Origin of the sequence: Pseudomonas sp. HLMP (assembly GCF_046365545.1) — a bacterium.
Taxonomy (GTDB): domain Bacteria; phylum Pseudomonadota; class Gammaproteobacteria; order Pseudomonadales; family Pseudomonadaceae; genus Aquipseudomonas; species Aquipseudomonas guariconensis_B.
Genome location: NZ_JBDLLR010000001.1, coordinates 5,113,894 through 5,133,274, shown reverse-complemented (window position 1 = coordinate 5,133,274; position 19,381 = coordinate 5,113,894). Strand labels below are relative to the sequence as shown.

The window sequence follows — 19,381 nt, the reverse complement described above, 5'->3', positions numbered from 1 at the left end:
GCTCCTACAGGCCAAGGGTTGCGTTCACGGTCGGCGTTCGAAGTTCTTCGCCGCCGCCTCTGCCAGGTCCGGTGGCAGGAAGTCCCGGTCCGGGTTGTAGTCGGCCTTCAGGTAGCGCCCCAGGTCCTGCAGGTCTTGCGGGCTGAGGGTGCCGGCGGCCTGCTTGAGGCGCAGGTTGTCGAGGATGTAGTCGTAGCGGCTGTTGTTGTAGTCGCGTACCGAGGTGTACAGCTGGCGCTGGGCATCGAGCACGTCGACGATGTTGCGGGTGCCGACCTGGTAACCGATCTCGGTGGCTTCCAGAGCGCTCTGGTTGGAAATGATCGACTGCTTGCGCGCCTGCACCTGTTCCACATCGGTGTTCACCGCCCGATGCAGGTTACGGGTATTTTCCACCACCTGGCGGCGCAGGCTCTCACGCTGTTGCTCGGTCTGGTTCAGGCGCTGGTAGGCCTCGCGTACCTGGGAACTGGTCAGGCCACCGCTGTAGATCGGGATGTTCAGCTGCAGGCCGATGCTGGTCTGCTCCACGTCGCCGCTGTAGCGCACGCCCGGTTGGGGGGCGGGGTTGGTGAAACCCAGGTTGTCGTTGTCGCCCCGCTGGTAGCGTGCCACCGCGTCCAGGGTCGGGGCGTGACCGGCCTTGCGCTGGCGCAGGGTTTGCTCGGCGGCGCTGACGGCATGGTTGGTCGCCAGCAGGTTGAGGTTCTGGCGTGCGGCGGTCTCGACCCAGGCCTTGGCGTCATTGGGTGTCGGCACTTGCACCGGCAGGCTGTGGACCACGCCCTGGATCGACGAATACTGGCGGTTGGTCAGGGTGATCAGGGCCTCGAAGGCGTCCTGCACCTGGCGCTCGGCGATGATCCGGTTGGCCCGGGCGGTGTCGTAGCTGGCCTGGGACTGCAGCACGTCGGTCTTGTCGGAAAGCCCGACGTCGAAGCGCTCGTTGGACTGGTCCAGCTGGCGCTTGAAGGCCGCCTCCTCGGCCTTGGTCGAGGCCAGGTTGTCCTGGGCGCGCAGCACTGCGAAGTAGTTCTCGGCCGTCTGCAGGATCAGGTTCTGTTCGGTGGCCGACAGCTCCAGCGCGGCCTGTTCGTTGACCGCCTCGGCCGCTTGCAGCTGGAACCAGCGGTCGGCACGGAAGATCGGTTGCGCCAGGGTGGCGCTCCAGGCATTGCCGCTGCGGTTGGAGGTGATCGACGGTTCGTCGAGCTTGGTGCGGGTACTCATCATCTCGGCACCGGCCGACAGGTTCGGCAGCAGGCCGGCCCGGGCCTGGGGCACCACTTCGCGGCGGGCGCCGTAGTCGGCGCGGGCGGCGGCCAGGTCGGCGTTGTTGTCGACCGCTTCCTGGTAGACGCTGATCAGGTCGGTCTTCACCGTCGTGGGCACGTCCGCTGCCCAGGCCACCGTGTTGGACGCACAAGACACGGCGATCGCCAGTGAGAGTTTGCGCAGCATAGGGGCAATCCTTGTACGAAATTGAATTACTGAACTGTTGAGTATCGGGCGATGGGCCAGTGTAGTGCCGCGCGCAGCCGGCAACAATCCGCCTGTTGCGCCTTTCATCATTCCCCCTGCTGACACGCTTGGCTTTGCCGACCACTTGAGTCTAGACTGCGCATGTTCTTGTCGGGGTGCCTTGAATCAAAGGCTGAGATCGGAGAGGTCCGGGTCCCGTTGAACCTGATCAGGTTAGCGCCTGCGTAGGGAACAAGATTGCTCGCTTTCCCGGCGAGACTCTTGTGCCAGGTCCGGGATCGTCGAGCTCGCGCTCGAGGCCCCCCGTGCATCCGGCACCGCACCCGTGGAGGGTGCATCCACGCCATTCAGGTTCTCCCCCGACATTCCACCCGCTAGGAAGCTGTCTGGAGAGCCTGTGATGAGCAAACAAGAAAAAACGATCCACCTCAGCGAGTCGGCGCAAGTCGACCAGCAGTCCGTGCAACCCTTCCCCCGCTCGCGCAAGGTCTATGTCGAGGGCTCTCGTCCCGACATCCGCGTGCCCATGCGCGAGATCAGCCTGCACGATACCCCCACCGACTTCGGCGGCGAGCAGAACGCCCCGGTGCTGGTGTACGACACTTCCGGCCCCTACACCGACCCCAGCGTCATCATCGACGTGCGCAAGGGCCTGGGCGATGTGCGCTCGGCCTGGATCGAGGCCCGTGGCGACACCCTGCGCCTGGACGGCCTGAGCTCGAACTTCGGCCAGCAGCGCCTGAGCGACCCGGAGCTGACCCGACTGCGCTTCGCCCATGTGCGCAACCCACGCCGCGCCAAGGCCGGCGCCAACGTCACGCAGATGCACTATGCGCGCAAGGGCATCATCACCGACGAGATGGAATACGTCGCCATCCGCGAGAACATGAAGCTGCAGGAGGCCCGCGAAGCCGGCCTGCTGGCCCAGCAGCACGCTGGCCACAGCTTCGGCGCGGCGATCCCCAAGGAAATCACCCCTGAGTTCGTGCGCCAGGAGATCGCCCGTGGTCGCGCGATCATTCCAGCCAACATCAACCACACCGAACTCGAGCCGATGATCATCGGCCGCAACTTCCTGGTGAAGATCAACGGCAACATCGGCAACAGCGCCCTGGGCTCGTCCATCGAGGAAGAGGTGGCCAAGCTGACCTGGGGTATCCGCTGGGGTTCGGACACGGTCATGGACCTGTCCACCGGCAAGCACATCCACGAGACCCGCGAGTGGATCATCCGCAACTCGCCGGTGCCGATCGGTACCGTGCCGATCTACCAGGCCCTGGAGAAGGTCGGCGGCATCGCCGAGGACCTGACCTGGGAGCTGTTCCGCGACACCCTGATCGAACAGGCCGAGCAAGGCGTGGACTACTTCACCATCCACGCAGGCGTCTTGCTGCGCTATGTGCCGCTGACCGCCAAGCGGGTCACCGGCATCGTCAGCCGCGGTGGCTCGATCATGGCCAAGTGGTGCCTGGCCCATCACCAGGAGAACTTCCTCTACACCCACTTCGACGAAATCTGCGAGATCATGAAGGCCTACGACGTCAGCTTCTCGCTGGGCGACGGCCTGCGTCCGGGTTCGATCGCCGACGCCAACGACGCTGCCCAGTTCGGCGAGCTGGAAACCCTCGGCGAGCTGACCAAGACCGCCTGGAAGCATGACGTGCAGACCATGATCGAAGGCCCCGGCCACGTGCCGATGCAACTGATCAAGGAGAACATGGACAAGCAGCTGGAGTGTTGCGACGAGGCGCCGTTCTACACCCTCGGCCCCCTGACCACCGACATCGCCCCAGGCTACGACCACATCACCTCCGGTATCGGTGCGGCGATGATCGGCTGGTTCGGTTGCGCCATGCTCTGCTACGTGACGCCCAAGGAGCACCTGGGCCTGCCGAACAAGGACGATGTCAAGACCGGCATCATCACCTACAAGATCGCCGCGCACGCCGCCGACCTGGCCAAGGGGCACCCCGGGGCGCAGATCCGTGACAATGCCTTGTCCAAGGCGCGTTTCGAATTCCGTTGGGAAGACCAGTTCAACCTGGGCCTGGACCCGGACACCGCGCGTGCCTTCCACGATGAGACGCTGCCCAAGGAGTCGGCCAAGGTCGCCCACTTCTGCTCGATGTGCGGACCGAAGTTCTGCTCCATGAAGATCACCCAGGAAGTGCGCGAGTACGCCGCTAACCAGCGCATCGATGCGGTGGACGTGTCGGTCGAGGAGGGCATGCGCGAGCAGGCCGAGCGGTTCCGCCAGGAAGGCAGCCAGCTGTATCACAAGGTGTGATGGCAGCGACTGACTGATCGTTGGGGGCCGCCTTGCGTCCCATTCGCGCCGGAGCGCCGCGAATGGGACGCAAGGCGGCCCCTGTGATTACAGATTCAACGTGTGGACGAATTCCAATGAGCAGCCACTTCTCCCCCGACCATCCGGTCCCTTCCAACCAGCGCCTGTTCGGTGCCCGCGACCTGTTCTCGCTCTGGTTCTCCCTCGGCATCGGCCTGATGGTCCTGCAGGTCGGTGGCTTGCTCGCGCCGGGCCTGGGGCTGGCCGGGGCAATCCTGGCGATCGTCCTCGGCAGCGCTGTGGGGGTGATGCTGCTGGCGGCGGCCGGGGTGATCGGCAGCGATACCGGCCTGTCGGCCATGGCCACCCTGCGCCTGAGCCTGGGGCGCCACGGTGCCCGCCTGCCGGCGCTGCTCAATTTGCTGCAACTGGTCGGCTGGGGCTCGTTCGAGATCATCGTCATGCGCGACGCCGCCAGCCTGCTCGGCGCCCGTGCCTTCGGCGAGGGCAGCCACTGGAGCAGCCCGCTGCTCTGGACCCTGTGCTTCGGCGCCCTGGCCACCCTGTTGGCCGTCAGCGGGCCGCTGGCCTTCGTGCGCAAGGTGTTGCGCAAGTGGGGCATCTGGCTGTTGCTCGGTGCCTGCCTGTGGCTGACCTGGAACCTGTTCGCCAAAGCCGACCTGGCCGCGTTGTGGGGGCGTGGCGGGGATGGTTCGCTGTCCTTGGCGGTGGGCTTCGACATCGTCATCGCCATGCCGCTGTCCTGGCTGCCATTGATCGCCGACTATTCACGCTTCGGCCAGCGTGCCAGGCGGGTGTTCGGCGGTACGGCTCTGGGCTTTTTCATCGGCAACGCCTGGTTGATGAGCCTGGGCGTGGCCTACACCCTGGCCTTCGCCCCGAGCGGCGAAGTCAATGCGCTGTTGCTGGCGCTGGCAGGGGCCGGGTTGGGGATCCCGCTGCTGCTGATCCTGCTCGACGAGTCGGAAAACGCCTTTGCCGACATCCATTCGGCGGCGGTCTCCACCGGCTTGCTGGTACGCCTTAAGGTCGAGCACCTGGCCCTGGCCATCGGTGCGCTGTGCACCCTGGTGGCGCTGCTGGCGCCCTTGGCGCAGTACCAGAACTTCCTGCTGCTGATCGGCTCGGTGTTCGCGCCGCTGTTCGGCGTGGTGCTGGTGGATCACTTCGTGATCCGCCGCCGGCAGATGCCGGTGGCGATCGGCGGGCTGCATTGGCAGGCTCTGGTGGCCTGGGCGGTGGGGGTGGCGGCTTATCACCTGATGGCGAATGCCGCACCGGAGCTGGGGGCGACCCTGCCGGCATTGCTGCTGGCAGGGGTGTTGCACGCTGTGCTGAGCCTCAGCCGCGGCCGGGAAACAGCTCGGGCCTGAGAATGCCGTTCAGGCGCGGGTAGGGGATCTTCAATTCGATGTGGCCCATGGAGTAGGGTGCGATGGCATAGACCTCGTACTTGAGCACCACCGCGCCGTAGGTCAGGGCCACGTGCGGGGTCTGGCGGAACGGCCAGGTCTTGACGAATTCCGGGTCCTTGTCCATGCCGGTGCTGGCCAGCCAAGCCTGGTGGGATTGTTCGGCGGTCTTCCAGAAGGTCTCCTCCTGGCCCGGCAGCAGCATGTCCTGCAGGGTCAGGACCTTGTCCAGCTTGCGCGAGTAGTTGATGAAGCCACGCCCGGGCATGCCATGGGCGCCGCCGCTGTCCAGGTAGCTGGACAGCTCGATGATCACCAGCCCGTCATGCTGCTCGCGTACCTTGGCCTGCAGGTAGCTGCTGTTGCGCTTCTCGGCGCTGGCCAGGTACTGCTCCTCGTAGGCCTTGAGCGAGGTCGGCGCGTTGGCGCGCTGGTTGTCCTCGGTCAACTGCAGCAGGCGGCGTTCGACGATGCCGTCGAGCTTGGGCAGGTCCGGGAAGTGGATGGTATCGATGTTCACCAGCGGGCAGTCACGCTCGCTGCAACCGGGCTTGACGTGTTCCCAAGCGTCGCGCTTGACCTCGAGCGGTGCCCGGTAGTTGGGCTCGAACAGGCTCTGGCAGGCGCCCAGGGCCAGTGCCAGCACGGCCACGGAAGTGAGTTTGACAAGCGTCATGATGATCCTTGCAGGTCAAAGGTAGTCGGCCTTGGACCGTCGGCGGAGCCTTCGGTTCGCCACTAAGCTAACAGAGAGGCGCCAGCCTGTCCCGGCTGCCCGAACGGTCGCCGGAAAGGGATGAAACCCGGCGGCACGCAGAGTAGGATGGCGCGATGCGGCACACGAGGTCATGAGGATTTCCATGTCAGATACGTTGAATTCGCAGCCCAGGACGGTCGAGATCGTCGAGCAGGCCAACTGCTTCCAGGGTTTCTACAGGCTCGACAAGCTGCGCCTGCGCCACGAACTGTTCGCCGGGGGCATGGGGCGTGAGATCAGCCGCGAGCTGTTCGTGCGCCACGACGCGGTCTGCGTGCTGCCCTACGATCCGCAGCGCGACGAGGTGGTGCTGATCGAGCAGTTCCGGGTCGGCGCGCTGGGCAAGGTCGACAATCCCTGGCTGATCGAGATGGTGGCTGGCCTGATCGACAAGGACGAAGTGCCCGAGGAGGTCGCCCATCGCGAGGCCGAGGAAGAGGCCGGCCTGGCTTTCAGCGCGCTGTGGCCGATGACCCGTTACTTCCCTTCGCCGGGCGGCAGCGACGAGTATGTCCACCTGTTCCTCGGCCGTTGCAGCAGCGAAGGTGCCGGTGGCCTGCATGGCCTGGAGGAGGAGGGCGAGGACATCCGTGTGCGTGTCTGGGCGTTCGAGGATGCCCTGCAGGCCGTGCGGGACGGGCGGATCTGCAACGCCGCCACCATCATCGGCCTGCAATGGCTGGCGCTGAACCGTAGCGAAGTGCGAGGTATGTGGTCGTGAACCTGCTGCGTGAGCGCTATCGGGTCGACCTGGCCGGGCTGCAGGCGGCCTGCGAAGCCAACTATGCCCGCTTGATGCGCTTGCTGCCGGACATGCGTACCGCCCAGAGCTCGCGCCGCATCGGCATGACCCAGGGCGACCAGATGCTCGGCGTGCTGGTGCTCGACGTGCTGCTGGCCTGCCCCTACACCACCACCCTGCGGGTGCGCCAGGAGCACAGCCTGCCCTGGTTGCCGGTGCCGCACCTGGAGGTGCAGGTGTACCACGACGCGCGCATGGCCGAGGTGGTCAGCGCCGAGCACACCCGGCGCCTGCGCAGCATCTACCCGTATCCCAACGCCGCCATGCACCAGCCGGACGAGAAGGCCCAGCTCAACCTGTTCCTCGGTGAATGGCTGAGCCACTGCCTGGCCTGTGGCCATGAGTTGGAAACCGTGCGCTGAAATGAGCGCTTTCGCGTATTTGCTCGAACCCGCATAGCCGCCATAATCGCGCTGAATCCGTTCGAGGAGACGGCCGTTGCCGCAGCCCAATCATTGCCAAGACCCTGCACCCGTCCATGTGGTGCAATTGTCCGATGCCCACCTGTTCGCCGAGCCAGGCGGTACCCTGCTGGGCATGAATACCCGCGACAGCCTGCGCCATGTGATCGACCAGGCTCGCCGCGAGCAGCCGCGCATCGACCTGCTGTTGTGTACCGGGGATCTCTCCCAGGACGGCAGCGTCGCTTCCTATGAGGCCTTTCGCCAGTTGACCGCCGACTTCGGCGTGCCGACCCGCTGGTTGCCCGGCAACCATGACGAGGCCCGGGTCATGGCGCAGGTGGCGCGTGGTAGCGACCTGGTGCGGGCGGTGACCGATATCGGCGCCTGGCGCATCGTCATGCTCGACTCGGCAGTGCCCGACGCGACCCACGGCTGGCTGGCCGATGACCAGCTCGCCTGCCTGGACCAGGCCCTGGCCGGCGCGGGCGAGCGCCATTGCCTGGTGTGCCTGCACCATCAGCCGGTGGATATCGGCTGTGCCTGGATCGCGCCGATCGGCCTGCGCAATGCCGAGGCGTTGCTCCAGCGGCTGCAGGGGCATCCGCGGGTGCGGGCGGTGCTCTGGGGGCACATCCACCAGGAGTGGGACGAAGTGCGCGACGGGCTGCGATGGCTGGCATCGCCTTCCACCTGCATCCAGTTCGCCGCGCGCAGCGAGGAATTCAAGGTGAGCGAGGAGTTGCCGGGCTACCGCTGGTTGCGCCTGCATGCCGACGGGCGGGTGGAAACCGGTGTGGAGCGGGCACGGGACTTCGAGGTGAGGCTGGACTTCGACAGCGCAGGGTACTGACACGCCAGGCCCCTGGCCCCAGTGAAATTTGTTGCGAAAAACCCGATGCTGCGCCAAAGCCCTGCGAACAGGCTACACTGCGCGTCCCTGCGCCCGCACGGACGGGCGTACCGCAGCAGACACCGGGGGCAGCATGTCGGGTTCCATCCTCTATATCCATGGTTTCAACAGCTCGCCACTGTCGAGGAAGGCGCGTCAGCTCGAGGCGGTGATGCAGCAGTTGGGCCTGGCCGAGCGTTTGCGCGTCCCGGCGCTGCATCACCAGCCGCGCCAGGCCATCGCCCAGCTGGAAACCGCCATCGACGAACTCGGCGCGCCCTTGCTGGTCGGCAGTTCGCTGGGCGGCTACTATGCCACCCATCTGGCCGAGCGCCATGGCCTCAAGGCCCTGCTGATCAACCCGGCGGTCGCGCCGCACCGGCTGTTCGACGGCTACCTCGGTACCCAGCGCAACCTGTACACCGACGAAACCTGGGAACTGACCCTGGACCACGTGCAGGCCCTGGCCGAACTGGAAGTGCCGCCGCCGCAGGACGCCAGCCGCTACCAGGTATGGTTGCAGACAGCCGACGAAACCCTGGACTATCGCCAGGCCGAGCGTTATTACCGGGCCTGCGCCCTGCGCATCCAGGCCGGCGGCGACCACGGTTTCCAAGGCTTCGCCGAGCGCCTGCCGGCCTTGCTGGCCTTCGCCGGGATTGCCCGGGGGCAGTATGCGGCGCTCGATTTTTCTGTATTTTGATCTTTTTGCATTCACCAGACTGACGACGAGAACCCATGGCCAATCCCAGCGCTAGCGCCTATAACGCAGACGCCATCGAAGTCCTCTCCGGCCTTGACCCGGTCCGCAAGCGGCCAGGCATGTACACCGATACCAGCCGGCCCAACCACCTGGCCCAGGAAGTCATCGACAACAGCGTCGACGAAGCCCTCGCCGGCCACGCCCGCTCGGTGCAGGTGATCCTTCACGCCGACCATTCGCTGGAGGTCTGCGACGACGGCCGTGGCATGCCGGTGGACATCCACCCCGAGGAGGGCGTGTCGGGGGTCGAGCTGATCCTCACCAAGCTGCATGCCGGCGGCAAGTTCTCCAACAAGAACTACCAGTTCTCCGGCGGCCTGCACGGTGTCGGTATCTCGGTGGTCAACGCCCTGTCGAAGCAGGTGCGCGTGCGCGTCAAGCGCGACGGCAACGAGTACCAGATGACTTTCGCCGATGGCTACAAGTCCAGCGAGCTGGAGGTGGTCGGCACGGTCGGCCGGCGCAATACCGGCACCAGCGTGTTCTTTTCCCCCGATCCGAAATACTTCGACTCGCCGAAGTTCTCCGTCAGCCGTCTCAAGCATGTGCTCAAGGCCAAGGCAGTGCTCTGCCCCGGCCTGCTGGTCAGCTTCGAGGACAAGGCCAGCGGCGAGAAAGTCGAGTGGCACTACGAAGACGGCCTGCGCTCCTACCTGGTCGACTCGGTCAGCGAGTTCCTGCGCCTGCCCGACGAGCCGTTCTGCGGCAGCCTGGCCGGCAACAAGGAAGCCGTGGACTGGGCCCTGCTGTGGCTGCCCGAAGGTGGCGACAGCGTCCAGGAGAGCTATGTCAACCTGATTCCTACCGCCCAGGGCGGTACCCACGTCAATGGCCTGCGCCAGGGCCTGCTGGATGCGATGCGCGAGTTCTGCGAGTTCCGCAACCTGCTGCCGCGTGGCGTCAAGCTGGCGCCCGAGGACGTCTGGGAGCGCATCACCTTCGTGCTGTCGATGAAGATGCAGGAGCCGCAGTTCTCCGGGCAGACCAAGGAGCGCCTGTCGTCCCGCGAGGCGGCGGCGTTCGTCTCCGGTGTGGTCAAGGATGCCTTCAGCCTGTGGCTCAACGCCCACCCCGAGCTGGGCATGCAACTGGCCGAGCTTGCCATCAGCAACGCCGGTCGGCGCCTGAAGGCGAGCAAGAAGGTCGAGCGCAAGCGCATCACCCAGGGCCCGGCGCTGCCTGGCAAGCTGGCCGATTGCGCCGGCCAGGACCCGATGCGCGCCGAGCTGTTCCTGGTCGAGGGTGACTCGGCCGGCGGTTCGGCCAAGCAGGCACGGGACAAGGAATTCCAGGCGATCCTGCCGTTGCGCGGCAAGATCCTCAACACCTGGGAGGTCGATGGCGGCGAGGTCCTGGCCAGCCAGGAAGTGCACAACATCGCCGTGGCCATTGGCGTCGACCCGGGGGCCACCGACCTGTCCCAACTGCGCTACGGCAAGATCTGCATCCTCGCCGACGCCGACTCCGACGGCCTGCACATCGCCACCTTGCTGTGCGCCCTGTTCGTCCAGCATTTCCGCCCGCTGGTGGAGGCAGGCCATGTCTACGTGGCCATGCCGCCGCTGTATCGCATCGACCTGGGCAAGGAGATCTACTACGCCCTCGACGAGGCCGAGCGCGATGGCATCCTCGATCGGCTGGTGGCCGAGAAGAAGCGCGGCAAGCCGCAGGTCACCCGCTTCAAGGGGCTGGGTGAAATGAACCCGCCGCAGCTGCGTGAAACCACCATGGACCCGAACACCCGGCGCCTGGTCCAGCTGACCCTGGACGACCTGCAGGGCACCACCGAGATCATGGACATGCTGTTGGCCAAGAAGCGCGCGGGCGATCGCAAGAGCTGGCTGGAAACCAAGGGCAACCTGGCCGAGGTACTGGTTTGATCCGTCTGCTGCTCGCGGCGTGCCTGACGTTGCTCGCCATGCCGAGCCTTGCCGGCAACTGGCCGGAGCTCAAGCTTGTCGACGAGCACCCGGTCGAAGGCATGCGTGGCGCCAACCTGTCGGGCCTGGCCGAGTGCCGTGGCGCCCTGTGGGCCATCTCCGACCGGGACGACGATCGTATCTACCGCCTCGACCAGACGAACCGGGTCATGCGCGCCCAGCCATTGGTGTTCACGCCGCCACCGGCACCGGAGAGCGGACTGCCCTGGGGCCTGAAGTCGCGTAACTGGGCGGTGTCCTTCCTGCGCGGTGGCGAGCTGGACTTCGAAGGTGTCAGCTGCGACCAGGCTGGCAATTTCTACCTGGTCAGCGAAGCCCATGCGGCGGTGCTGCAGGTGCCGGCCGAGGGCGAGCCGGAGTGGTTGAAGATCGACCAGGCCATGGTCCGCCAGGCGCGCGCCAGCGGCATGCTCCTGCATTTCAATGCGCTGTTCGAGGGCCTGGCGGTCAACCCGGCGGGTGACCGCCTGTGGCTGGCTGCCGAGCGTGAGCGGCGCGGGCTGGTGGCGATCCAGCGCCAGCAGTCGGTATGGACTTGCGGGCGCAGTTGCGTGCTGCTCAGCGAAGCCGGGGTCGAGATGCAGCCACCGCAGATGCCGTCGCCCCAGGCACGGTCGCGGGATTTTTCCGACCTGGCGCTGTACCAGGGCAAGCTGTTCACCCTCGAGCGCAACGCGTTTCGCATCTGCCGGCGGGATGCCGACAGTGGCAAGGTCGAGCGCTGCTGGTCGTTCGCCGCCGATGCGCTGGTGGACTCGCGCCGCTACGACCAGCCGTTCGGCCTGGCCGAAGCCCTGGTGATCGACGCCAAGGGGGCCTGGATCGGCCTGGACAACAACGGCGGCGACCGTGCCGATGGCGAGACACGCCCGATCGTGTGGCGCTTCGCGGCGCCTGAAGGCGGCTGGAGCGCCAAGCCGTGAGCCAGCCGCCGGGCAAGCGTGCGGGCAAGGTGCTGCTGATCGTCGCCTGGGCGGCGGCGCTGTTCCTTGCCACGCGCTTTTTCGGGCAGTGGGAGGCGCGCCAGCAGAACCCCAACGCCCAGGTGCAGTCTTCGCACGGCGAAGGCTTCATCGAGGTCCGCCTGCTGAGCAATGGCCAGGGCCACTTCGTCGCTGACGGGGTGATCAACGGCCAAAGGGGGCGCTTGCTGCTCGACACCGGCGCAACCGACGTGGCGATCCCCGAGACGCTGGCCCGCGAGCTTGACCTGCAACGTGGCGCACCGGTGATGCTCAGTACCGCCAATGGTCGTACCCAGGGCTACCGGACCCGCCTGGACAGCCTGCAACTGGGCGACATCCACCTGCGCAACGTACGCGCCCTGGTGGTTCCCGGGCTGGACGGCGAGCAGGTGCTGCTGGGCATGAGCGCCCTGAAACAACTTGAATTTACCCAGCGCGGCGGTACCTTGCTGCTGCGCCAGAACCTGAAATGACGAGGCCCGCATGAGCGACTCACTGGAACTCAGTCTCGACGGCGTCGAACGCCGCTCACTGGCTGACTTCACCGAACAGGCCTACCTCAACTACTCCATGTACGTGATCATGGACCGCGCCCTGCCGCACATCGGCGACGGGCTCAAGCCGGTCCAGCGGCGCATCGTCTATGCCATGAGCGAGTTGGGCCTGGATGCCGACGCCAAGCACAAGAAGTCGGCGCGTACCGTCGGCGACGTGCTCGGCAAGTTCCATCCCCACGGCGACTCCGCCTGCTACGAGGCCATGGTGCTGATGGCCCAGCCATTCAGCTACCGCTACACCCTGGTCGACGGCCAGGGCAACTGGGGGGCTCCAGACGATCCCAAGTCGTTCGCCGCCATGCGCTACACCGAGGCGCGCCTGTCCCGCTATTCCGAGGTGCTGCTCAGCGAGCTGGGCCAGGGCACTGTCGACTGGGTCGCCAACTTCGACGGCACCCTGCAGGAGCCGGCGGTACTGCCCGCACGCCTGCCGAACATCCTGCTCAATGGCACCACCGGCATCGCCGTGGGTATGGCCACCGACGTGCCGCCACACAACCTGCGCGAAGTGGCCAGCGCCTGCGTGCGCCTGCTCGACGAGCCCAAGGCCACGGTCGAGCAGCTGTGCGAGCATATCCAGGGGCCGGACTATCCGACCGAGGCCGAGATCGTCACCCCACGTGCCGAGATCCTCAAGCTCTACGAGAGTGGCAGGGGCTCGATCCGCATGCGTGCCGTCTACCGGGTCGAGGATGGCGACATCGTCGTCACGGCGTTGCCGCACCAGGTCTCCGGCGCCAAGGTGCTGGAGCAGATCGCCGCACAGATGCAGGCCAAGAAGCTGCCGATGGTCGCCGACCTGCGTGACGAGTCGGACCATGAGCACCCCTGCCGTATCGTCATCATCCCGCGCTCGAACCGCGTGGATGCCGACGAGTTGATGCAGCACCTGTTCGCCACCACCGACCTGGAGAGCAGCTACCGGGTCAACGTCAACATCATCGGCCTGGACGGTCGCCCGCAGTTGAAGAACCTGCGCACCCTGCTGCAGGAGTGGCTGCAGTACCGCATCGGCACCGTCCGCCGCCGCCTGCAGTTCCGCCTGGACAAGGTGGAAAAGCGCCTGCACCTGCTCGAAGGCTTGCTCACCGCCTTCCTCAACCTGGACGAAGTGATCCACATCATTCGCACCGAGGACCACCCCAAGCAGGCACTGATCGCCCGCTTCGACCTCAGCGAAGTCCAGGCCGACTACATCCTCGAGACGCGCCTGCGCCAGTTGGCTCGCCTGGAAGAGATGAAGATCCGTGGCGAACAGGACGAGCTGCTCAAGGAACAGGCCAAGTTGCTTGCCCTGCTCGGCAGCGAGGCCAAGCTACGCAAGCTGGTGCGCAGCGAACTGATCAAGGATGCCGAGACCTATGGCGACGAACGGCGCTCGCCGATCGTCGAGCGGGCCGAGGCCAAGGCCCTCTCGGAAAACGAGCTGATGCCGACCGAGCCGGTCACCGTGGTGCTCTCGGAGAAGGGCTGGGTGCGCTGCGCCAAGGGCCACGACATCGATGCCGGCGGCCTGTCGTACAAGGCCGGCGACAGCTTCAAGGGCGCGGCTGCCGGGCGTTCCAACCAGTTTGCGGTGTTCATCGACTCCACCGGGCGCAGCTACTCGGTGGCGGCGCATACCCTGCCGTCGGCCCGTGGCCAGGGCGAGCCACTGACGGGGCGCCTGACGCCACCGCCGGGAGCGAGCTTCGAGTGCGTGCTATTGCCCGATGACGAAGCGCTCTATGTGGTAGCCTCCGATGCCGGCTACGGTTTCGTGGTCAAGGGCGAGGACCTGCAGGCCAAGAACAAGGCCGGCAAGGGCCTGCTCAGCCTGCCCAGCGGCGCCAAGGTCATGACCCCACGGCCGGTGGTCGACCGTGAGCAGGACTGGCTGGCGGCCGTCACCACCGAAGGGCGCCTGCTGGTGTTCAAGGTTGGCGACCTGCCGCAGTTGGGCAAGGGCAAGGGCAACAAGATCATCGGCGTGCCGGGCGATCGGGTGGCCAGTCGTGAAGAGTTCGTCACCGACCTGGCCGTGCTCGGCGAGGGCTCGACCCTTGTGTTGCAGGCTGGCAAGCGTACCCTGTCGCTCAAACCGGACGATCTGGAGCACTACAAGGGCGAGCGCGGGCGTCGCGGTAGCAAATTGCCACGTGGCTTCCAGCGGGTGGATGGCATGGCGGTAGAGCGCCCGGTGTGAACCGGCTGTCTGCCTGGAGCGGCATTTTCAGCGTCGTTCCAGGCAGAAATGCTGGAGTCGGACGCATATTTCGCGGATGATAGTGCCCTTGCGGTGCCGGCGTGGCCGTGTGCCCGTAAGAATCTACATGAGTATCACTGCGGTATGCCTGATGGCGACCGCTTGGATGGGATGAATGAAATTTCTGCGCCTTCCATTTGCGCTGTTGATCACTGGCCTGCTGGGCTTGAGCGGATGCAGCATGCATCAGCAGGTGGCCCTGTATCAGCTCGACAGCGGTGATCCTGGCCAGCCTTCGCAGAGTGCGGGCATGGCCGTGGTGCTTGGCCCGGTGTCGCTGGCCGACTACCTGCAACGCGAGACCTTCCTGCAGCGCCAGGCCGATGGCAGCCTGACGTCGGCGACCGACGGTCGCTGGGCGGGTAGCCTGTCGTCGGATATCGACCAACTGCTGGTGCGCCAGCTGGCCTGGCGCCTGGACAGCCAGCGCGTGGTCCTGGCCCCGGCCAGTGCCGGCTTCTCGCCGGACGTGCAGGTGCTGCTGTCGATCACCCGCCTGGACTCGGGCAAGAACCAGCCGGCGATCCTGGATGCCCAGTGGCGCCTGCTGGATCGTCGTGGCCAGGTGCGTGACAACCGCATCGTCCACCTGGAGCAGCCGCACGAGGGCTCCGAGGCGTCCCAGGTCCAGGCCCAGGGGCAATTGCTGCAAAAGCTGGCCGAGCAGCTCAGCACTGCGGTCAAGCCGCTGGCCAACCAGCCGGCCCTCGCCGAGGAGACACGCAAGAAGCCAGCAGCGCCCACCCAGGTCAAGAAGGCGCCCGAGAAGCCGAAGATCCCCATGGCTTCGCCTATCCGTACCGATATGGAAGTCTATCGATTCTGATTGCCCAAGCATGAAAAAGCCCGCAGCGATGCGGGCTTTTTCATGTCTGCTGGTTCTGAGGATCGGTGTCGGTTGTTGGGGCCGCTTCGCGCCCCATCGCCGGCAAGCCCCACAGGTACTCCGCTGGGCTCAAGGGCCGTGATGAACCTGCGGGAAGCCGGCTTGCCGGCGATGGGCTGCAAAGCAGCCCCAATCCACACGGTAAGGGCTGTGCCCTTGTTCTCGAGGCAAGCCCGTTCCCACAAGCCCGGCCAGCTCAGTGGGAGAGGGCGGGTATCAGGCCCGGCGCTCGTGCATCCGTGCCAGCTGGCGCTCGAGCATCGAAGGATAAGGCTCCATCAGCCGCTCGACACAGCAGGCCCCTTCGGGGCTGGCGATCGGCCGGATGCGTGCCCGCTGGCGAATCAGGGCGTCATCGCTGATCTGGCGTTCCACCAGCAGCAGGTTGCGGCTGTGCTGGGACAGCGCCAGGGCATCCTGGGCCTTCTCGGCCATCAGCAGGTCCACCTGTTCCAGGCCCTGCAGGTCATCGCCCAGGGCCAGGCCCAACTGCAGTTGCAAGGTGATGCCGCTGTCGGCCACCTCGATCTGCAAGGCATGGCCCAGGGCGCGCAGCAGCTCGCCGCAGCAGATGGCGTTGGTCAGGTAGTCCTCGCCACAGTCACGGCTGTGGAACAGCACCAGGGTGCTGCCGTCGTTGAGGGTGTGGGTCTCGCCTTCATACAGCGAGGCGGCCTGCTCCAGGCAGTCGCGGTAGCGCTCCAGCAGCTCGGTCAGGCGCGTGCGCGGCAGGCGGCGCAACTGCTCCTGGGAGCCCAGTTGCACGGCCAGCACAGCACTGTACTGTGGTTCGTCCGACTCGACGACGGCAGGCTTGGCTGCACTGTCTTCGGCATCGATCAGGCCGGCGAAGGCCTCATCGTCCTCGTCGTCCTGCAGCCGTGGCGTGGCCTTGGGGGCCTGGTCGTCGCCGAGCTCGTCGAAATCGTCCTCGTCTTCTTCCTCGGGCTCCGGTGGCGGTGGCGCCAGGCGCGCATGCAACTGCCTGGCCAGGTCGCCGATCTCGTCCTGGCGATCGATCGCCGGGGTGTAGGGATGCGGGTCGCGCAGCCACACGCGCAGTTGCAGCAGCGGGGTGGAGATGAAGCGCCCCAGGCGCAGGCTCAGGGCCAGCGCCAGGGCCAGCAGGATGGCGGCAAGGATGCCCATGCTCTGCAGGCTGATCGTCATCGGTTGCTGGAACTGGTTCATGTCCAGGCTGATGCGCAACTGCCCGGCGGTGACGTCCTGGAAGGTGATCTTGGTCTGGTACAGGCCTTCGGCCTCGCCCAGCAGGCTGTTCTTCGGCCGTTGGCCGGCCTCGGCGAGGATGCGGTTGTCCACGCTGTAGATCGCCGCATGGGCCACCAGCGGGTTCTTCACCAGGTTGCCCAGCAGCACGTTGAGGCTGAGGATGTCGTTGGACACCAGCAGCTCGGTGGCCGAGGTGGCGGTCTGGATGGTCAGGCTCTGGCCAAGGGCATCGGCCTGGTCGTGCATGGCCTGCCTGAACTGCAGGCCCATCACGCAGGCATAGATCACCAGCGCCAGGGCCACCAGGAAAATGTTGTGGCTGGCGATGCGCAGTGCCAGGGGAATGCGACGCTGGCGCAGGGCACGGAAGATCATCAGGAAGAAATTATCGGGTTTGACTGGCGTGGGCCGGTTCACAGAGCGCGGCTCTTCATGGCGGAAAAGGTGTTGCGCAGTATAGCGAGCCGTGTTTTGTCGGCAAAGTATCGGCGGTGCCCGATGATCACGGAAAATCGGTAGAATGCGCATTTTTCATCGAAGTCGGAGCCCGGTCTTGCGCGAAATCGTCCTGATCAACATCACTGGTGAAGACCGTCCAGGTCTCACCGCGGCCATCACCGGCGTCCTGGTCCAGGGCGGAGTGAACATTCTCGACATCGGCCTGGCGGTGATGCACGGCACCCTGTCCTTCGGCATCTTGGTCGACATTCCGGACAACGAGGTGGCCACCGCCCTGTTGCAGAGCGTGCAGGCCAAGGCCCACGAGCTGAACCTGCAGGCGCGCTACACACCGATCTCCGAGGCCGACTACCAGCACTGGGCCGATAGCCAGGGCGAGGCACGCCATATCGTGACCCTGCTCAGCCGCAAGGTGACCCCCGAGCAACTGCAGCGGGTCAGCGCGGTCATCAGCCAGTACGGCCTGACCATCGAGCGGATCGAGCGGCTGTCTGCGCGCGTGGTGCTGGATGCCCCGCGGGAGAAGGGCAAGGCCAGCATCGAGATTTCCGTGCGTGGCGAGCCGAGCGACGCCCAGGCCCTGCGTGCGGACTTCTTCGCCCTGGCCGAGGAACTGAGCGTCGACATCGCCTTCCAGAAGGATGACCTGTTCCGCCGCAATCGCCGCCTGGCGGTGTTCGACATGGACTCGACCCTGATCGAGGCCGAGGTGATCGACGAACTGGCCAAGGCTGCCGGGGTTGGCGAGCAGGTGTCGGCGATCACCGAGCGGGCCATGCGCGGCGAGCTGGATTTTCGCGCCAGCTTCAAGGAGCGCATGGCGCTGCTCAAGGGCCTGGACGTCGGCGTGCTGGATGAGATCGGTGCTTCCCTGCGCCTGACCGAAGGCGCCGAGCGCCTGTTCGCCGAGCTCAAGCGCCTGGGCTACAAGACAGCGATTCTCTCCGGTGGCTTTTCCTACTTCGCCAAGCAGGTGCAGGCGCGCCTGGGTATCGACTACGTCTTCGCCAATGAACTGGAAGTGGTCGATGGCAAGGTCACCGGCGTTGCCGTCGAGCCGATCGTCGATGCCCAGCGCAAGGCCGAGCTGCTCCAGGAACTGGCGAGCCGGGAGGGCCTGCGACTGGAGCAGACCATCGCCGTGGGCGATGGCGCCAACGACCTGCCGATGTTGTCGCTGGCCGGGCTGGGCGTGGCCTTCCGGGCCAAGCCGCTGGTGCGCCAGTCGGCCAAGCAGGCGATCTCCACCTTGGGGCTGGATGGCGTGCTGTACCTGCTGGGTATCCGTGACCGCGACGCGCGCTGAGGCTACGGGGTAGCGGGCTGCAAGGCAGCCCCGACAGCCCATGAAAAAGGCCCTGCCTGACGCACGCCAGGCAGGGCCTTTTTGTATCAAGCGGCGATCACGCCTGCGCCGGCGCCGCCAACTGCTGCCCCATGCGCACTGCCGAGCCCGCACCCAGGCCCTCGGCCCATTTCACCTGCTCCGGCCCGAACAGCACGATGGCGGTCGAACCCAGCTTGAAGCGTCCCAGCTCGGCGCCTTTTTCCAGGTGGATCGGCGTGCGGCTGGCTTCGTCGTAGCGGAAGGTCTTGAGCTCACGCTTCGGCGGGGTGACCAGGCCAGCCCAGACCGTCTCGATCGAGGCGACGATCATCGCGCCGACCAGCACCACGGCCATCGGCCCGCGCTCGGTGTCGAACAGGCACACCACCCGCTCGTTGCGAGCGAACAGCTCCGGTACGTTCTCGGCGGTGGTCTGGTTGACCGAGAACAGCCGCCCCGGCACATAGACCATCTCGCGCAGGGTGCCGGCCAGCGGCATGTGCACGCGGTGGTAGTCCTTGGGCGACAGGTAGATGGTGGCGAACTCGCCGCCCATGAACGGTGCGGCCAGGGCCGGGTCGCCACCGAGCAGCTCCAGGGCGCTGAAGCTGTGGCCCTTGGCCTGGAAGAGGCGTCCGTGCTCGATCGGGCCGAGCTGGCTGACCGCGCCGTCGGCCGGGCAGAGGATGGCGCCCGGGGTCTCGTCCAGCGGCCGCGCGCCTGGCTTGAGGGCGCGGGTGAAGAAGGCGTTGAAGTGCTCGTAGGCGGTCAGGTCCTCGACCAGCGCCTCGGACATGTTCACCTGGTAGCGCTTGGCGAACCAGGCGGTGAAGGCGTTCTTGAACCAGCGTGCGCGGCATTCGGCGATGCAGCCGGCCAGGCGCGACAGCAGATGGTGCGCCAGCAGGTACTGGCTGAGGATGAACAAGCGGGATTTCATTGGGTTTCCTTG

General features: G+C 66.1%; 16 protein-coding genes and 1 riboswitch. Of the genes, 12 read left to right on the top strand and 4 right to left on the bottom strand.

Features of this window, described 5'->3' with window-relative positions:
• Positions 1 to 24: 24 nt before the first annotated feature.
• Positions 25 to 1,461, bottom strand: coding sequence for a TolC family outer membrane protein (locus ABFA30_RS23740; RefSeq protein ID WP_225788920.1), 1,437 nt, complete (start codon positions 1,459 to 1,461; stop codon positions 25 to 27).
• A gap of 162 nt (positions 1,462 to 1,623) precedes the next feature.
• Positions 1,624 to 1,730, top strand: a riboswitch (TPP riboswitch).
• 152 nt (positions 1,731 to 1,882) lie between these two features.
• Between ABFA30_RS23740 and thiC the strand changes: the two genes are divergently transcribed.
• Both thiC and cytX read left to right on the top strand, forming a co-directional pair.
• The gene (gene thiC / locus ABFA30_RS23735) at positions 1,883 to 3,769 is read left to right on the top strand and encodes a phosphomethylpyrimidine synthase ThiC (protein WP_225788921.1); all 1,887 of its coding nucleotides are present in this window, start codon (positions 1,883 to 1,885) and stop codon (positions 3,767 to 3,769) included.
• Positions 3,770 to 3,885: 116 nt separating this feature from the next.
• Positions 3,886 to 5,163, top strand: coding sequence for a putative hydroxymethylpyrimidine transporter CytX (cytX, locus tag ABFA30_RS23730; protein WP_225788922.1), 1,278 nt, complete (start codon positions 3,886 to 3,888; stop codon positions 5,161 to 5,163).
• Here the strand turns inward: cytX and ABFA30_RS23725 are convergent.
• On the bottom strand, positions 5,132 to 5,878 hold the full coding sequence (locus ABFA30_RS23725) for an RsiV family protein (RefSeq protein ID WP_225788923.1): 747 nt from the start codon (positions 5,876 to 5,878) through the stop codon (positions 5,132 to 5,134). The two genes, cytX and ABFA30_RS23725, sit on opposite strands and share 32 nt — an antisense overlap.
• Before the next feature lie 184 nt (positions 5,879 to 6,062).
• Here ABFA30_RS23725 and ABFA30_RS23720 point away from each other — a divergent pair, with 184 nt between their 5' ends.
• The 9 genes from ABFA30_RS23720 (at position 6,063) to ABFA30_RS23680 (ending at position 15,350) form a co-directional block, all read left to right on the top strand.
• The gene (locus ABFA30_RS23720; RefSeq protein ID WP_225788924.1) at positions 6,063 to 6,680 is read left to right on the top strand and encodes an NUDIX domain-containing protein; all 618 of its coding nucleotides are present in this window, start codon (positions 6,063 to 6,065) and stop codon (positions 6,678 to 6,680) included.
• Complete coding sequence (locus ABFA30_RS23715) at positions 6,671 to 7,123, top strand: DUF1249 domain-containing protein (RefSeq protein ID WP_225788925.1); 453 nt, start codon at positions 6,671 to 6,673, stop codon at positions 7,121 to 7,123. The genes ABFA30_RS23720 and ABFA30_RS23715 overlap by 10 nt, the downstream gene beginning before the upstream one ends.
• Before the next feature lie 76 nt (positions 7,124 to 7,199).
• Entirely contained in the window at positions 7,200 to 8,015 is an 816-nt protein-coding gene (gene cpdA, locus ABFA30_RS23710; RefSeq protein WP_225788926.1) for a 3',5'-cyclic-AMP phosphodiesterase, read from the top strand.
• Between the two features lie 133 nt (positions 8,016 to 8,148).
• The gene (locus ABFA30_RS23705) at positions 8,149 to 8,757 is read left to right on the top strand and encodes a YqiA/YcfP family alpha/beta fold hydrolase (RefSeq protein WP_225788927.1); all 609 of its coding nucleotides are present in this window, start codon (positions 8,149 to 8,151) and stop codon (positions 8,755 to 8,757) included.
• Positions 8,758 to 8,792: 35 nt separating this feature from the next.
• Complete coding sequence (gene parE, locus ABFA30_RS23700; protein ID WP_225788928.1) at positions 8,793 to 10,697, top strand: DNA topoisomerase IV subunit B; 1,905 nt, start codon at positions 8,793 to 8,795, stop codon at positions 10,695 to 10,697.
• Positions 10,694 to 11,680, top strand: a complete 987-nt coding sequence (locus ABFA30_RS23695) for an esterase-like activity of phytase family protein (protein ID WP_225788929.1) — start codon at positions 10,694 to 10,696, stop codon at positions 11,678 to 11,680. The genes parE and ABFA30_RS23695 overlap by 4 nt, the downstream gene beginning before the upstream one ends.
• The gene (locus ABFA30_RS23690) at positions 11,677 to 12,195 is read left to right on the top strand and encodes a TIGR02281 family clan AA aspartic protease (protein ID WP_225788930.1); all 519 of its coding nucleotides are present in this window, start codon (positions 11,677 to 11,679) and stop codon (positions 12,193 to 12,195) included. Before ABFA30_RS23695 ends, ABFA30_RS23690 begins: the two co-directional genes overlap by 4 nt.
• 10 nt (positions 12,196 to 12,205) lie before the next feature.
• Positions 12,206 to 14,464 (top strand): DNA topoisomerase IV subunit A, encoded by a 2,259-nt coding sequence (parC, locus tag ABFA30_RS23685; RefSeq protein ID WP_253103079.1) that lies wholly within the window; start codon positions 12,206 to 12,208, stop codon positions 14,462 to 14,464.
• Between the two features lie 175 nt (positions 14,465 to 14,639).
• Positions 14,640 to 15,350 (top strand): membrane integrity-associated transporter subunit PqiC, encoded by a 711-nt coding sequence (locus ABFA30_RS23680; protein WP_225788932.1) that lies wholly within the window; start codon positions 14,640 to 14,642, stop codon positions 15,348 to 15,350.
• Positions 15,351 to 15,626: 276 nt separating this feature from the next.
• Here the strand turns inward: ABFA30_RS23680 and ABFA30_RS23675 are convergent, their stop codons facing one another.
• On the bottom strand, positions 15,627 to 17,060 hold the full coding sequence (locus ABFA30_RS23675) for a histidine kinase (RefSeq protein WP_225788933.1): 1,434 nt from the start codon (positions 17,058 to 17,060) through the stop codon (positions 15,627 to 15,629).
• 136 nt (positions 17,061 to 17,196) lie between these two features.
• On the opposite strand from ABFA30_RS23675, the gene serB reads away from it, so the two are divergent.
• On the top strand, positions 17,197 to 18,408 hold the full coding sequence (gene serB / locus ABFA30_RS23670) for a phosphoserine phosphatase SerB (RefSeq protein ID WP_225788934.1): 1,212 nt from the start codon (positions 17,197 to 17,199) through the stop codon (positions 18,406 to 18,408).
• A gap of 97 nt (positions 18,409 to 18,505) precedes the next feature.
• On the opposite strand, the gene asd is transcribed toward serB, so the two are convergent.
• A complete protein-coding gene (asd, locus tag ABFA30_RS23665) occupies positions 18,506 to 19,369 on the bottom strand; it encodes an archaetidylserine decarboxylase (protein WP_225788935.1) in 864 nt (287 codons plus the stop codon).
• Positions 19,370 to 19,381 lie beyond the last annotated feature (12 nt).